General features: G+C 32.5%; 13 protein-coding genes. 7 read left to right on the plus strand and 6 right to left on the minus strand.

What is annotated here, in order from left to right; genetic code table 11:
• Nucleotides 1–16: 16 nt before the first annotated feature.
• Nucleotides 17–595 carry a HupE/UreJ family protein gene (locus ABD745_RS01305; RefSeq protein WP_344824014.1) on the minus strand — a complete coding sequence of 193 codons (579 nt, stop codon included), beginning with the start codon at nt 593–595 and terminating at the stop codon, nt 17–19.
• A gap of 65 nt (nt 596–660) precedes the next feature.
• On the opposite strand from ABD745_RS01305, the gene ABD745_RS01310 reads away from it, so the two are divergent.
• Nucleotides 661–903, plus strand: a complete 243-nt coding sequence (locus ABD745_RS01310) for a hypothetical protein (protein WP_344824017.1) — start codon at nt 661–663, stop codon at nt 901–903.
• A gap of 274 nt (nt 904–1177) precedes the next feature.
• Nucleotides 1178–1678: a DUF6702 family protein gene (locus tag ABD745_RS01315; protein WP_344824020.1), complete on the plus strand. Its 501-nt coding sequence runs from the start codon at nt 1178–1180 to the stop codon at nt 1676–1678.
• Between the two features lies 1 nt (nt 1679).
• Here the strand turns inward: ABD745_RS01315 and ABD745_RS01320 are convergent, their stop codons facing one another.
• Genes ABD745_RS01320 through radA form a run of 4 tightly spaced genes read right to left on the minus strand, consistent with a single transcriptional unit; the run spans nt 1680 to nt 5042 of the window.
• Nucleotides 1680–2273, minus strand: a complete 594-nt coding sequence (locus tag ABD745_RS01320; protein ID WP_047399420.1) for an ACP phosphodiesterase — start codon at nt 2271–2273, stop codon at nt 1680–1682.
• Nucleotides 2270–2977, minus strand: a complete 708-nt coding sequence (locus ABD745_RS01325) for a VanW family protein (RefSeq protein ID WP_344824024.1) — start codon at nt 2975–2977, stop codon at nt 2270–2272. Before ABD745_RS01325 ends, ABD745_RS01320 begins: the two co-directional genes overlap by 4 nt.
• Nucleotides 2974–3642: a class I SAM-dependent methyltransferase gene (locus ABD745_RS01330; protein ID WP_344824027.1), complete on the minus strand. Its 669-nt coding sequence runs from the start codon at nt 3640–3642 to the stop codon at nt 2974–2976. The genes ABD745_RS01325 and ABD745_RS01330 overlap by 4 nt, the downstream gene beginning before the upstream one ends.
• Nucleotides 3643–3689: 47 nt before the next feature.
• On the minus strand, nt 3690–5042 hold the full coding sequence (gene radA / locus ABD745_RS01335) for a DNA repair protein RadA (RefSeq protein ID WP_047399424.1): 1353 nt from the start codon (nt 5040–5042) through the stop codon (nt 3690–3692).
• A gap of 128 nt (nt 5043–5170) precedes the next feature.
• Between radA and ABD745_RS01340 the strand changes: the two genes are divergently transcribed.
• The 3 genes from ABD745_RS01340 (at nt 5171) to yidC (ending at nt 9673) form a co-directional block, all read left to right on the plus strand.
• Nucleotides 5171–5740: a YceI family protein gene (locus ABD745_RS01340; protein ID WP_344824034.1), complete on the plus strand. Its 570-nt coding sequence runs from the start codon at nt 5171–5173 to the stop codon at nt 5738–5740.
• 342 nt (nt 5741–6082) lie between these two features.
• Entirely contained in the window at nt 6083–7690 is a 1608-nt protein-coding gene (gene pyrG / locus ABD745_RS01345) for a CTP synthase (protein WP_344824037.1), read from the plus strand.
• A 183-nt stretch (nt 7691–7873) separates the two neighbouring features.
• Nucleotides 7874–9673, plus strand: coding sequence for a membrane protein insertase YidC (gene yidC / locus ABD745_RS01350; RefSeq protein ID WP_344824040.1), 1800 nt, complete (start codon nt 7874–7876; stop codon nt 9671–9673).
• A 94-nt stretch (nt 9674–9767) separates the two neighbouring features.
• Here yidC and ABD745_RS01355 read toward each other — a convergent pair whose 3' ends face one another.
• The gene (locus ABD745_RS01355; protein WP_344824043.1) at nt 9768–10352 is read right to left on the minus strand and encodes a ribonuclease HII; all 585 of its coding nucleotides are present in this window, start codon (nt 10350–10352) and stop codon (nt 9768–9770) included.
• Between the two features lie 118 nt (nt 10353–10470).
• Here ABD745_RS01355 and ABD745_RS01360 point away from each other — a divergent pair, with 118 nt between their 5' ends.
• Both ABD745_RS01360 and ABD745_RS01365 read left to right on the plus strand, forming a co-directional pair.
• Nucleotides 10471–13446, plus strand: coding sequence for a SusC/RagA family TonB-linked outer membrane protein (locus ABD745_RS01360; RefSeq protein ID WP_344824046.1), 2976 nt, complete (start codon nt 10471–10473; stop codon nt 13444–13446).
• 10 nt (nt 13447–13456) lie between these two features.
• Nucleotides 13457–15055: a SusD/RagB family nutrient-binding outer membrane lipoprotein gene (locus ABD745_RS01365; RefSeq protein ID WP_344824049.1), complete on the plus strand. Its 1599-nt coding sequence runs from the start codon at nt 13457–13459 to the stop codon at nt 15053–15055.
• The last annotated feature ends 347 nt before the right edge of the window (nt 15056–15402 follow it).

A 15402-nucleotide genomic window follows, 5' to 3' on the forward strand; every position in this document is an offset into this window, starting at 1 on the left:
TAGAAATGTTTCAACTCTAAAAAGGAATTCTTTCCAAAGTCATTTTTAATGATAAAGCAAAGACTCCCGAAGAGACAAAAAGTACCCAATCTTTCTGATTAACCTTACATATTTTAAGTAAAATAAAAAGTAGAATTAAAATCCCGAAAACGATGGCTATTTGTCCCAATTCCAGACCAATATTAAAGCCTAAAAGCGGAATTGCAATACTCTGACTTTTTGCGATCATGACTCTTGCTGTATTGGCAAAACCCATCCCGTGAATAAGACCGAAGATTAAAGCCAGATAATAATTGATTTTACTGTGCGACTGTTTTTTATTTTTCACTAATATATTTCCAAGAGAAGTTAAAACAATCGTCAACGGAATCAAAAATTCTACCCAGGATGAATTTATTCTTACAATATCAAAAATGCTCAAAGCCAACGTAACAGAATGTCCTATGGTAAAAGCAGTCACAAGAATTAAAATTTTCTTTAAATCATTAAAAGAATAGACCGCAATTAAAGCCAAAACGAAAAGCTGATGATCGAGTGCATCTAATGAAATAATGTGTTCCCAACCGAGTTTTAGATAAAATAAAAAATCCTGCATTTTTAGTATTATTATTGGAATGCGATGATACAAAATTTATTTTAACTTTGTATAAAATTGAAGTGATGAACCTTACCATTGAAATAGAAGATCAGGAAAATTATTTATTCATCAAAGAACTTTTGGGAAGATTAGAAGGGGTAAAAATCGTAAAAAATGATTACGAAACTATTGAAGGATTGCCTACTAACGTTTTTGAAAAGATTGAAAAATATGGAGAATCTTTAAAAGATGAAGATATGATCTCAAAAAAAGATTTCTTTAAGTTTATTGATGAAGAAATATGCAAGTTGAATTCTCAAAAATAGCAAAACAAACTTTACTGGAAAATATAGAGTTTCTAAAAAGAGTTTGGACTAATCGGGAAATTATCATTTTTTTGGAGGATATAAAAAAGATTACAAATGATTTAGAAAATGGTAAATATCTTCAGTTTCAAAATTCCTCTCAAAAAACAAGAAGTGTATTAATCGGCAAAAAACATGTAAGAATGTTTTTCAGGAAAGAAAATGATTCAATTATTAAAATTCTTCTTTTCTTTGATATGCGACAAGATCCACAAAAAATAATTGATTTATTAAAATGAAAAAGACTCTTTTCTTTTTTTCTGTTCTGTTTATTCTTTTTTCTTTTACAAAGGCAAAACATCCATATCATGTCGGTTCGGTAGAAATTAATTATAACCAAAAATCTAAAACTTTTGAAGTCACAGGACGTTTTTTTCTTGATGATCTTGAAAGCGGATTAAGCAAAAAATACGGAAAACCTCTTCATTTTAATGACACTAATTATAAAAACCAGCTTAACGAAGCTCTTAAAAATTACTGTTCAGAATATTTTAAATTGAAAGCCAATAATAGGTCTCTGAATGTAAATTTTGTCGGCTATGAAGAAGATCACGAATCTGTAAACGTTTATCTGGAATCTGAAAAGGTTGATAATCCTAAAAAAGTTGAGGCTGCAGTAAGTTTTTTGTATAATTTTTTTGATGACCAGCTTAATATTGTTCATATCATTGTAAACGGAGAAAGGAAAAGTGAAAAACTGACGTATCCGAACAGGTATTTATTCCAACAATTTTAACTTAATTTTCTAATTGCAAAAGCGCATTGATTCCTTTGGCGTGTTCCATTAAATCAGGAAAAAAATTATCATAACATTGCTGAAGTAATTCTTTATTATTTAAAAAAGCTTCGTGAACAGGAATGTCTGTATTTAAATATTTTGCTTTGTTAAGCACATTTCGCATGCTGTAGCCAATATTTTGATCTTTGCGGTAGTTATAAAGCCAATCTTCACTTTCCATTCTTTCAAACATTCTTCTGAAATTTTCAGGAAGAAATTCGTAATTTTTGTTTAAAACACGATAAACGTTCGATGAATGATCTTTCCAGCCCTGTAATGAATGTAAACTTAAATCATTCGCTACGAAATAATCCATCGAAACATCTACAAAAGCTCCTGCATACAATCTTACAAGCGGTGCAAAAACCTTTTTTGCTTCATGAATGGCGGGATGAGAATCTGTAAAAGTGTCAATCGCACGATGGAGTGTAATTCCGTCCTGGATATCCTTTGGAAACGAAAAGCGATCTCTGTTTCGGATAAAATCTTCTAAAAACTGACCAACAATCTGCCCGTCTGTAAAAGTGAGAAAAGAATGCGCCAAATAATTCATAAACGAATATAGAAATTTTTAAGCAAAGTTTTGTTATTGCTTAATGTTTCCACCCAGACTCCTTTTTCAGATTCAGAATATTGAAAATCAATTTTATTTAAAATAATTTCAATCGGAGAAATAAGTTTTAGAAAAAGTTCTTTATCACTTACAGAACACTTCAATTGAATCGGGAAAGAAAACGGATTCTGAATCTGCAAATCTTTATAGCCATAAACCACAGTGCAATCAGAACCTAAAGGTGTAAAACGCTCACTTTCCTTGTAAATATCAATCGAATGTGGAAATCTTTCGATAATATTTAAACCTGATTGTAAAGCCAAAAAATATAAGATTGAAGAAAACTGACAAATTCCACCACCAAAATCACTCGAAATATTGTTTTTAATTAAATTTCGTCCTTCTTTAAAATTGTTCTTCCTACTTGGTTTTCCAATCAATTTCCAGAAAGAAAAAACTTGATTGGGTTCGATAATTAAATTATTTATTCTATTCTCTACAATCTGTAAATTATGAACTTTATTTTGATTAAATTCTCCTTTTTTTATGATCTGGGTAAGTTCAATTTTGTATTCTCCAATATCTTCTAAACTATAATTTTTTGCATATGAATATTGGGTTTTTTGTTCATAAAAATATCTTTGCAATAGTTTCACCTGCATTTTCCAATGATCAGGCAGCCATTTTCTTAATTGCTGTTTCATATCTTTTCCAAAACTACAATGTTATAGGAAGCCCAATTTGTCAGAAAAGTTTTACACAAAAAAACATCTAGCGGAAGAAAATATTTTCTTACACTTTTTGGAAATCTGTGAATCGGGAACAATAAAATTCCGGCTGTATTTTTAATTTTCCATTGACCTTTTGAAATCTCCAGAATCTCTGAAGCTGTAAAACTGTTGTTCGCATGCCAATCTTCTTGTAGAGAAACTACTTTTCGCCTGTTTCTGGTTGGATAATCAAAAATTAAAGTTCCATTTTGTCTTAATTTCTGATAACATTCATTTAAAAAAGTTTTTGTTTCTTCTTTGCTTTGATGCATGATGACATGGAAACAAAAAATACAGTCAAACTCATCATTAAAAGGGATTTTTGAAATTTCTCCTTTTGCTAAAATCTTTTCAGGGTATTTTTGTTGTGCAACATTCAGCATTTCTTCACTGAAATCTGTTCCGTGAGTAGCAAAATTCAGCAAACGACCTGTTCCGCATCCTAGATCTAAAACTTTTGAATATTTTTTATTTTTAAAGAAAGAGGTTAGGAAAGATCTTTCCTCATGATCAATATATTTTCCGTAAGAATTTCCGAAACGATTTTCATCGTAAGTTTTTGCAAGATTATCGTAATATTCGAGAATGCTGGTTTTCATCAATAAAAATTTTTCATGTGTTTTTTATTTTTCATTTTACAAAAATTTTAAAATAGCCTTTCGTGAAAATCTTCAATTTTACTCACTTCTTCGATCTTAATTCCATATTTTTTCTTTGGAAGCTTGTTTAAATTGGATATAAAAATTTTCTCATAGCCTAATTTTTCCGCTTCGGTAATTCTCTGTTCGGCTTGCGCGATCGGTCGGATTTCTCCACTTAAGCCAATTTCTCCTGCAAAACAATAATGCTCAGAAATTGCAATGTCTTCATTGGATGAAAGAATTGAAGCAACCACAGCCAAATCCAGAGCCGGATCATCGGTTTTTATTCCCCCCGTAATATTTAAGAAAACATCTTTTGCGCCTAATTGAAAACCTGCTCTTTTTTCCAAGACGGCAAGAAGCATATTTAGTCTTTTGGCATCAAAACCCGTCGAGCTTCTTTGCGGAGTTCCATAAACCGCGGTGCTTACCAACGCCTGAATTTCCAATAACATCGGTCGGTTTCCTTCCAAAGTTACTGCCACAGAATTTCCGGAAAGTTCCTCGAATTTTTTAGTAATTAAAATTTCAGATGGATTTTTAATTTCCTTTAAACCTTGAGAAACCATTTCGTAAATTCCGATCTCAGAAGTTGATCCGAAACGGTTTTTATTGGCTCTCAATAACCTGAAAAGGTGGTTTCTGTCGCCGTCGAAATTCAAAACAACATCAACCATGTGTTCTAACACTTTCGGGCCTGCAATTTGTCCGTCTTTTGTAATGTGACCGACTAAAAAGACAGGAATGCTGTTTTCTTTGGCATATTTAATAATCTCATTTGAACATTCACGGATTTGAGAAACCGTTCCCGGAGAACTCTCAATCAACTGAGATTGTAATGTCTGAATTGAATCGATAATCACAAAATCGGGTTCCAATTTTTTGGCTTCATGGAGGATTTTTTCCAACGAAGTTTCCGTATAAAGAAAACAGTTCGGATTTTGAATATCCGTTAATCTGTCGGCTCTCATTTTAATCTGAGATGCACTTTCTTCTCCCGAAACATAGAAAACTTTTTTCTTCATTTTCAGGGCAAGCTGAAGGAGTAGGGTAGATTTACCAATTCCGGGTTCGCCGCCGATCAGAGTTACAGATCCTAAGACAATCCCTCCTCCTAAAACGCGGTTGAGTTCTTCGGAAGGAGTTTTGATGCGTGGTTCTTCATTCGTTTCAACTTCAACTATATTGATAACGTGTTGTTTTGTTTTTGAAAAAGGCGGAGTTTTATGAGAAGTGGTTTTTTCTACAACTTCTTCCACCAGAGTATTCCATTCACCGCAGTTTTTGCACTGTCCCATCCATTGAGAATATTGTGTTCCGCAGTTTTGACAGAAATATGCTGTTTTTAATTTTGCCATGATGTAAAATTAGAAAAAAACTTATCATGAAAAAATTTATAATAAACTCAGAAAATATCATAGATCAATGCTACGTTATTTTAATTGACTTAGTTTTGTGTCAGGATTAATCTAAAAAATAATATACAATGAAAAAATTACTTTTAACTTTTGTATTTACATTGATAAGCATCTTTAGTTTTGCGCAAGTAGATTGGGCAGTAGACTTGATGCATTCTTCTGTTAATTTTAATATCAAACATATGGGAATCAGCTTTGTACAAGGTAGATTCGATAAGTTTGACGGGAAAGCAGCAACTAAGGGCAACAATCTTGATAATGCAGACCTGAGCTTTACTGTTGAGGTAAATACAATCAACACAGGAGTTGAAATGAGAGATAAACATTTGAAAAGTGCAGATTTTTTCGATGCCGAAAAATATCCGACTATGACTTTCGTGACAACTTCTATTACGAAAGATAAAAACAACTCTTATATCCTAAAAGGAAAACTAACCATTAAAGATGTAACAAAAGATATTAGTGTTCCGGTAACTTTCGGTGGTGTTACAAAAAACCAGCAAGGAAAAGAAGTTATGGGAATTCAGACAACATTTAAAATAAACCGTTTAGATTATAACATCAAATATGATCCAACGGGAGCGGGTGTGGCTAAAGACGTAGACGTTAGCTTATATTTTGAGCTGGCTAAGCTATAGTTTTCATATATAATTTGGTTTAGGAAAGAAGGTTTTCAATTGTTATTGGAAACCTTTTTTGTTTTTTTATTGTTGGTAATCGCAAAGGCGCAAAGGTTTTATAAATGAAAACATTTTTAAGACGCAAGAAAATCATAGATTTTCAGCAATGTTACTTTTAAATGTTAAAAAATATTCACTGTGAAATTTTATCGCAGATAAAATCCTTACGTCTTAAAAGCATAATGATATTCAATAATCTTTGCGCCTTTGCGATTACCAATCATAAAAATTCAAGATTTAAAATAGCAACAAAATTGCTTTGTATTTCTTTTTCCCCTAACTTTGCACAAACCTAATCTAATGAGTAAAAAGAATACAAAGTACATCTTTGTGACAGGAGGTGTAACTTCATCTTTGGGAAAGGGAATCGTTTCTGCTTCTCTGGGACTTCTACTAAAATCACGCGGCTTTAATGTAACGATCCAAAAACTAGATCCTTATATCAATATCGACCCAGGAACACTGAATCCTTATGAACACGGAGAATGCTATGTAACCGAAGATGGTGCGGAGACGGATCTGGATTTAGGTCACTACGAGCGTTATTTGGACGCTCCTACTTCTCAAAATAACAACGTTACGACAGGGAAAATCTACCAAACTGTAATCGAGAAAGAAAGAAAAGGAGATTTCCTTGGAAAAACAGTTCAGGTAATTCCTCATATTACGAACGAAATCAAACGCAGAATTAAAATTTTATCTAAACAGAACTATGATATCATTATTACTGAGATCGGTGGAACTGTTGGTGATATTGAATCTTTACCTTATATTGAAACTGTTCGTCAGTTGAAGTGGGAATTGGGTGAGAAAAATTCTATGGTAATTCACCTGACTTTGTTGCCTTATCTGGCTTCAAGTGGAGAATTAAAAACAAAACCTTCTCAGCACTCCGTTCGTCAATTAATGGAAAGCGGAATTATGGCTGATGTTTTGGTTTGCAGAACGGAACATAAAATTCCAAAAGATCAAAGAGCAAAATTGGCTCAATTCTGTAACGTACCTTTAGATAACGTTATTGAATGTAAAGATTTGGAAACGATCTATGAAGTTCCGATGTATCTTCAAAAACAAAATTTTGATGATGTAGTTTTAAAAGGATTAGATCTTAAAAGTGATAAAGAAGCTGATCTTAAAGACTGGAAGAGTTTCCTTAAAAAATTCCAAAATCCCAAGAAAACTGTCGAAATTGCATTGGTTGGAAAATATGTTTCTCTTCAGGATTCTTATATTTCAATTGCTGAAGCTTTTAAACATGCAGGTGCAGATATGGAAACTGAGGTGAAAGTAAGATGGGTTTACAGTGGAGATTTAACGAGCGAAAATATCAAAGAAACTTTGGACGGAGTTTCCGGTATTTTGGTTGCTCCGGGCTTTGGAGACAGAGGCATTGAAGGAAAAATCCTTACTGCAAAATATGCAAGAGAAAATAAAGTTCCGATGTTGGGAATTTGTTTGGGAATGCAGATCATGACGGTAGAATTTGCAAGAAACGTTTTAGGATATACAAAAGCCAACTCAATGGAATTTGATACTTCAACAGAACATCCTGTAATCTCATTAATGGAAGAACAGAAGAATGTTGTTGATAAAGGAGGTACAATGCGTCTTGGAGCTTGGAAATGTGCTGTGAAAAATGGTTCGAAACTAAATGAAATCTACGGAAGCAAGCATATTTCAGAAAGACACCGTCACAGATATGAATTCAACAGTGATTATATCGGTGAATTTGAAAAGAATGGTTTCTTAGCAACCGGTACAAACCCTGAAACAGGATTGGTAGAAGCATTAGAAATGCCGGATCACCCGTTCTATGTCGGAGTACAGTATCACCCTGAATATAAGAGTACGGTAGCAACACCACATCCTCTATTCAAAGCTTTTATTAAGGCTTGTGAAAAGAAATAAAGTAATTTAAAAATTACAAACGTTATATATAAACTCAGACTGATTATTCTCAGCCTGAGTTTATTATATAGTAACATATTATAGTATAGAGTTTTGATAAAAAAACAGTATTTTTGTCGACTCAAAATGTATAACGTTTTGTTATACATTATTTAATAGGTAAAAAATTTTAATTAAAATAAAATGCAACAGAACAACGGACTCGATAAAAGTCAAATGATTAGTTTTGCGGTTTTATGTTTGGTTCTTTTTGGTTTCATGTTTTATTTCCAAAACAAGCAATCGAAAGAAGAAGAGGTAAAAGCTCAGCAACAGAAAACAGAACAGGCTAAAAATGCTGTAAAACAAACTCAGGCAAGCAATATCAATCCAAATGTAACTCCTAATGCAATTCAGACGGCGAAGCTTTCTAATAAAGAATTGAATTTGGAATTTGCAAGTTTAGGCGGACAGGTTTCTAAAGTAGAACTTGCAGAATACAAAGCCTATGATCGTAAAACGGATAAGGCAGATCTTCCGCTTAATCTGATTACTAAAAATAATTCAAACTACGGTTTCCAATTCAAAGATAAAACAGGAAAAGTAATCAATACTAAAGATTTAGTTTTTGCTCCTGCTGTGAACGGAAATACAGTAACAATGACGGCTAATTATAACGGAGCTGTTATTCAGTTTATTTATACATTACTTCCAAAATACACATTAGATTTTAAAGTAAGAACGCAAGGTCTTGCTAAAATTACGTCTGATAATAAAGCAGATTTCATCTGGGATTACAATGTAAGAAACCTTGAAAAGGGTAGAGCTCAGGAACAGTCTCACTCAGAATTCTCGTATGCTTTCGATAATTATAAAAAATATGATTATGATGGAAGAACAACGATGGATGAAGAAAAGGAAACGCTTAACTGGATCGGTGTAAAACAGCAGTTTTTCTCTTCTGTTATTGAAGCTAAAAATGGATTTACTCACAGTAAAGGAAATCAGGAGAATGTAGAAGAAGGAGAATATTTGAAAAAACTGAACTATGAAGGTTTTGTTCAAATGACAGGAAACGAATTGAATCAGGATTTTACCTGGTACTTTATGCCGTTGGATTTACCTTTATTGAAATCTTATGATAAAAACTTTGATGAAATTTTACCATTAGGTTGGTCTTTCATCGGATGGATGAACAGAGGATTCTTTATTCCTATATATAATTTTATTGCATCTTGGGGATTAACAGCTGGTTGGGCAATTTTCTTATTGACAATTTTGGTTAAATTAATCTTATCGCCAATTATGTATAAGCAACATAAGTTGAGCGCAATGATGAGGGTAATTCGTCCGGAAATTGATGAAGCTAATGCTAAATTTAAGGATGCGGATCCGATGAAAAAGCAACAGGCTACAATGGAAATTTACCGAAAAGCTGGAGTGAATCAAATGGCGGGCTGTCTTCCGGCATTGGTGCAGATCCCGATTTTCTATGCATTATTCCGTTTCTTCCCGAATTTTATTGATTTGAGAGGGAAAGGTTTCTGGTTTGCAAAAGATTTAACGGCTTATGATGATTTGATTAAACTTCCATTTAAAGTTCCTTTCTTGGGAGATCACTTAAGTGTTTTTGCTATTGCGTGTACGATCGTTATTTTGACTTATACGATTATGACTTCAGGAAATATGCAGCAGCCACAACAAGAAGGAATGCCAAACATGAAAGTATTAATGTATATTTTCCCTGTTACATTCTTATTCTTTTTGAATACTTCGGCTTCTGGTCTTTCTTGGTATTATTTTGTTTCGAATGCAATTAATATTTTAATTATTCTTGTTATTAAATATGTGATTTTGGATGAAAAGAAAATCCATGCACAAATTCAGGCAAATAAAGAAAAACCAAAAACGGAAGGTAAGTTCCAAAAGAGAATGAGAGAAATGATGGAGAAAGCTCAGGAACAACAAAATATTCAAGGACAGCAGAAAAATAAAAAGAAATAATTTTTATCAAAGATAAAAAAGAGAAGCAAATTGCTTCTCTTTTTTATTTACACATATAATTAAGGAATAAACTTAACATATAAATTATATTCCTTTAATCATATTTTAATCTGAAAGATCTTCTGTGGTATTTTGTAGGGCCAAATTTTATTAGGGCTTGCTGATGTTTTTTGGTTGCATATCCAAAATTGGTATCCCATCCATATTCGGGATGTTCTTCATGAAGCTCAATCATTAATCTGTCTCTATAATTTTTTGCTAAAATAGAAGCCGCAGCAATTGATAAAACTTTAGAATCTCCTTTTATGATACATTCATGAGGGATATAATTATAAGGGTGAAATTTATTTCCATCCACTAATATAAGCTCTGGACGTATTGTGAGTTTGTCAAGTGCCTGATGCATAGCGTGAATACTTGCATTAAGAATATTGTGCTGGTCTATAAATTCTGCTGGAAGTTCGGCAATTGCATAATCTTTAACATTATTTTTTATATAACCGTCTAGATCCATTCTTGTCTTAAAATTTAACTTTTTAGAATCATTAACCAAATTTTGGTTAAAATTTTCATCTAAAATAACAGTTGCAGCAACAACAGGTCCACATAAACAGCCTCTACCCACTTCATCGCAGCCTGCTTCAACATAAAAAAGTGACCATTTTTTTACTAAATCCATAATTATCTTACATATTGAAATATAAAAACATGTAAAATTAAATATTTTTAACAAAAAATTTGGTTACTTTAAGAAAGTTTTACATATTTGCAAATAATAAAAAATAATCAATTTAAATATGAAGAAATTAACAGCAAGTGTTCTACTGGTAGTTTTGTCATCTTCCCTTGCGGTTGTAAATGCACAAAACAGAGACAGTATCAAAACACAGGATATAACTGAAGTAGTTATGACTGGTGCTATGAATAGAAGAGTAAAGCTTGATGCTTCAACTTCAACAGCTTCAGTTGTAAATAAGGAAAAGCTTACTCAGGCTGGTGCACCAAACGCTATCGCTGCCTTAGCTAGCAAGGTTCCAGGTCTTACAATTAATAAAACAAATAGTAGTGTTGATGGTACTTATGACATTAAGATCAGAGGTTCTAGAACGTTGACTGGTAGTACTTCTCCGTTGGTTGTTATTGATGGGGTGATTTCTTCTCAGACTATCCTTCAGTCAATACCATCCGATGCCGTTGAATCTATTACAACTTTATTAGGATTACAGGGAGCTGCTCTTTATGGATCTCAAGGGGTTAATGGTGCGATCATTGTAACTACTAAAAAAGGAAGTGGAAGTAGAAAGCCTAGAATTACTTTTAATAGTAATGTTGAATTTGATAATGTATTATATACACCTGCAAGACAGAAACAATATGGGCAAGGTTGGTATGGTGATAGAATTCATGTAGAAAATGGTGCGTGGGGACCTTCGTTTTCTGATCCTGCTTATGCTGGACAGAACGTGGCTATTGGTATTCCTTATTATGATGTTGATGGAGATGGTGTGATTTCAGTAAATCCAGATGGTGATGTTCCTGCAAATGATGCAGCATCGTCTATATATGCTCCATTTTCTCCACTAAAAAATAATGTTAAAGATTTCTTCCAAACAGGATTAAATCTTAATAATACGTTGACTATTACTGGAGGAAGCGAGGGTGCGTATGCAGGTTTATCAATTAACCGTCAAGATAGAGAATTTATTGTTGCGGATGATAAGCTAAAGAAAACTTCCGTAATGTTAAATGGTGGATTTAAATTAGGGAAATTATCTTTAGATGGAACAGTTACTTATATTAATAGATCTGTTTCTACAACAAGTGCTGATTTGTATTCTAATCTTCTTCAATCATCATCTGAAATTCCTATTACATCATTCAAAGATAGTCCACATCCTTATGCATGGAATAAGTATTACCAAAATCCATACTGGACGATCCAAAATGTGAGAAACAATTCTAAAGTTGATATCATGAACGGTACAGTGTCATTAGGATATAAGATAAATGATCATATTTCGATTACTGATAATGGAAGTGCTCAAATAACTTCGACTGATGTACTGAATTATAACAATGGATATGCTGCAAGTCTTGCAAAGCCTTTAATTGTTTCAACAGTAACTGCAATTACGTCGTCTTTAGCTCAGTCTAATTCTATAAGTCGATATTTTTATAACGATTTAATGGCGAACGCAAATTATGACTTAACAAAAGATATCAATTTTAAATTGACATTAGGTTACAACGTACAACAGACTGAGTCGAAAATAACATCAGTTAGTGGTACAGGGATTAAGACTCCAGGCATTTATCAGTATTGGAATCTTAGTAATCTAACTATTCCTTATAATTTAAATAACAGAAGATTTATTGATAATAGATATGCATTTTTTGCTAACATGGACTTATCGTATAAAGATTATTTATATGTAAATGCTACTGGCAGATATGAAAATTCATCCAAACTTCTTCACTCTAATTCAAATATTGATAGCAAACCAAATTATTTTTACTACTCAGGGGGTGTTTCATTTATGCCTTTAAAAGCATTCAATGTTGAGAGTAATATTGTAAGCAGATTTGTAATTAAAGGATCTCATACTAGAGTAGGTAATGATCCGGTATCTGTTTACGGTATTGAAGATACTGTTATTCTAGGAACAGGATATCCGTTTAGCTCAACAAGTCCTTTAAGTTTTGTAAACAATCAGACTCCTACAGATACTAATATCAGACCTGAAAAAGTTACCAGTAATGATGTTAGTTTAGGTTTAGGATTCTTGAAAAATAGAATTACTTTAGATGCAAGTTTCTATATTCAGACAACTAAAGACCTAATAACTAACCAAACGACATCTTCTGCATCTGGAATTAGACTTACACCAGTTAACGTGGGAGATATCAAAAATAAAGGTATGGAGGTTACTTTAGGAGCGACACCAATTAAAACTAATGACTTTTCTTGGGATTTAAATCTTGCATGGACAATTAACAGAACAAAAGTAATTGAACTTGCGAATGGGCAAGATGAAGTAAATCTTTCAACAGGAGGTATTGCAGGAATCTATGCTATCAAAGGAGAAGAATTCCCAATATTGAAAGCTACAGCATACGAGAGAGATGATCAAGGAAGAATTATTATTAACCCTGATAATGGAAACCCTTATATTTCTAACAATTATAAAAGTTTTGGTAGAGTAACTCCAAATTATACATTAATGTTAAACACGAACTTTAAGTATAAAAATTTTGGATTATATGCAGTACTTGATTACAGAAACGGAGGGGTATTATATTCTGGTGCAATGCAAAGTATGGCATTTAGCGGTCAATTAGAGCAATCTGCATCGTTTGATAGAACACAAGGAGGATATATTATTCCAAACTCAGTTTATATGAATACATCAGGACAGTATGTTGCGAATACTTCAATTAAATCTGGGGGAGAAAGTTATGCAGATTTACCTGATTATTATGGAAGTGTTTACTCTAGAGTTGGAGAAAACTTTATTATGAGTGGTACTGCGTTTAGAGTAAGAGAATTAGGTGTATCCTATACATTGGGTGCTGATACTGCAAAATCTATTGGGTTATCAGGATTAAGTTTCAGTGTATATGCAAGAAATCCATTCTATAAGTTTGCAAAAGAAAATAGAGGATATGCAGATCCTGAAGCATCTTTCTCAACAGGAAATATTGGAGGCTTGACAAATTCAAATCAGTATCCATCAACAAGAACGGTAGGTTTTACTACTACTATTAATTTTTAAATAAATCATAATGAAAAAAATATTAATACCTATTTTAGGAATGGCTGCATTGACGTTTTTTAACTCATGTAGTGATGATTTTATAGATGTAAACAAAAATGTAAACGAAGCGTATACAGATCAAGTAACACCTAAAGAAAGATTGTCAGCCGCTGAATCAGTTGTTTTTAGAACACAGGCTAATACAATGAACCGTTTTGGTAACTTAATGATGAACGCTTGGGCAGGTAATATTTATTACTTCGCTTCTCCTTACGGAGATGAATTCAGAATGAGGGCTGATTCTCAGTTCTATGATGATATCTGGGATAACATTTATTTGGGAGTTGCTAATTTTCAAGCGATTATAGATAGTCCAGTTGCAGCTAATTATCCTCATCATGTTGCTATAGCTAAAATTATGAAGGCATATTATATGCAAATGATTGTAGATTTATATAATGATGTTCCTTACAGCGAGGCTTTTAAAGGACAGGCTAATAAAAATCCAAAATATGATAAAGGAAAAGATGTATATAAAGGATTAATGGCTGAACTTAATCAAGCTCTAGTATTATTAAATCAAACTCCTACAGCTACTACATATAATTTAGTTGCGACTGAAGATCCTATTTTTGCTGCTACCTCTGCCGATGTAAGTAATTGGAAGAAAATGGCGAACACTGTAAAATTGAAGATGCTTGTTAGATTATCAAAATGTACAGATGCAGAAGTTATTGCATGGAGAAATACTGAACTTCAGACATTAGCTCCATTGACTACTAATGCAGCTAATTTTATTAGTGCAGATATTAAAATTAATCCAGGTTACACTACTGCAAGCTCTACGCAAAGAAATCCTTTTTATCAGGCTTTTGGTAGGTTAGATATTGATGCAGGTGATATCAATCAAAATTATAGATTAACATTTGCTTCTGATCATATAGTTAAATCATTAACTGGTCAAACTACTTTAACGTCTGGTGTTACAGACGGAAGGTTACAAAGATTATTTGTAGGTAGAGGCTTTGGTGCTACTAGTACAGCATTTGCATCTTATAAAGGTCAAGTGCAAGGTGGAGGTAAGGATGCGTCTGCTGTAGAAGGCGATTTTGCTACATTGGGATTATTTATGCTTTATGATGGTAATGGCGCAGGAGCTACTCTTCCAGGGTATGTAATGTCACTAGCGGAAGTAAGATTCCTACAAGCTGAAGCTGCTACTGTATATCCAACGACAATGGCATTTAATGCTCAAACAAGTTTTAATGATGGTATTACTCAGTCATTTTTAACTTTTGGTTCCACTGCTACTGCTGCAACTACTTATCTTGCTGCTATTAATTCAAAACCAGGAGTTGGTTGGAATGCTACAACAAATAAAATTGAAGCTATTCAATATCAAAAATGGGTAGCACTAACAAATATTAATCCGACAGAAACGTATATCAGCTATACAAAAACGGGATATCCAGTTTTACCGATGCCTGTAGGATCATACTATCCATCAAGACCAAAGAGACTAATGTATGCTCAGTCTGAATTTATTTCTAACTCTGCAAATGTACCTAATCCAAGTATTGACGATATGTATCAAATTAATGCATATTCTCCATTCTGGTTAAAATAATAAATGATATTTATTATATATAATTTAAAACCGCCTTCGGGCGGTTTTTTTTGTTTCTAAGTGTTAAAATTCAGTATTTCTCTAAAACTATAATTATGCATTGCATATTTTTTCTTAATGTGAATCAATTTACAATTAATAATTTTCAAGGTTAAATGATTGTATATCACAATGATTAGGCATTTTATTTTTAATAATTACATATAGATTTTTTCAATAACAAAAAATTGAATATAATTAAATTTTAAGTTTGATTGAAATATTTTAATTTGTTAATATTTGGTGTTTTAACTTTGTTTATTAATTATAATTATATTATTTTTGTTTTATTTTGAATAATTGATAAT

The organism is Chryseobacterium ginsenosidimutans, from assembly GCF_039536845.1.
In the GTDB taxonomy this organism is placed as follows: domain Bacteria; phylum Bacteroidota; class Bacteroidia; order Flavobacteriales; family Weeksellaceae; genus Chryseobacterium; species Chryseobacterium ginsenosidimutans_B.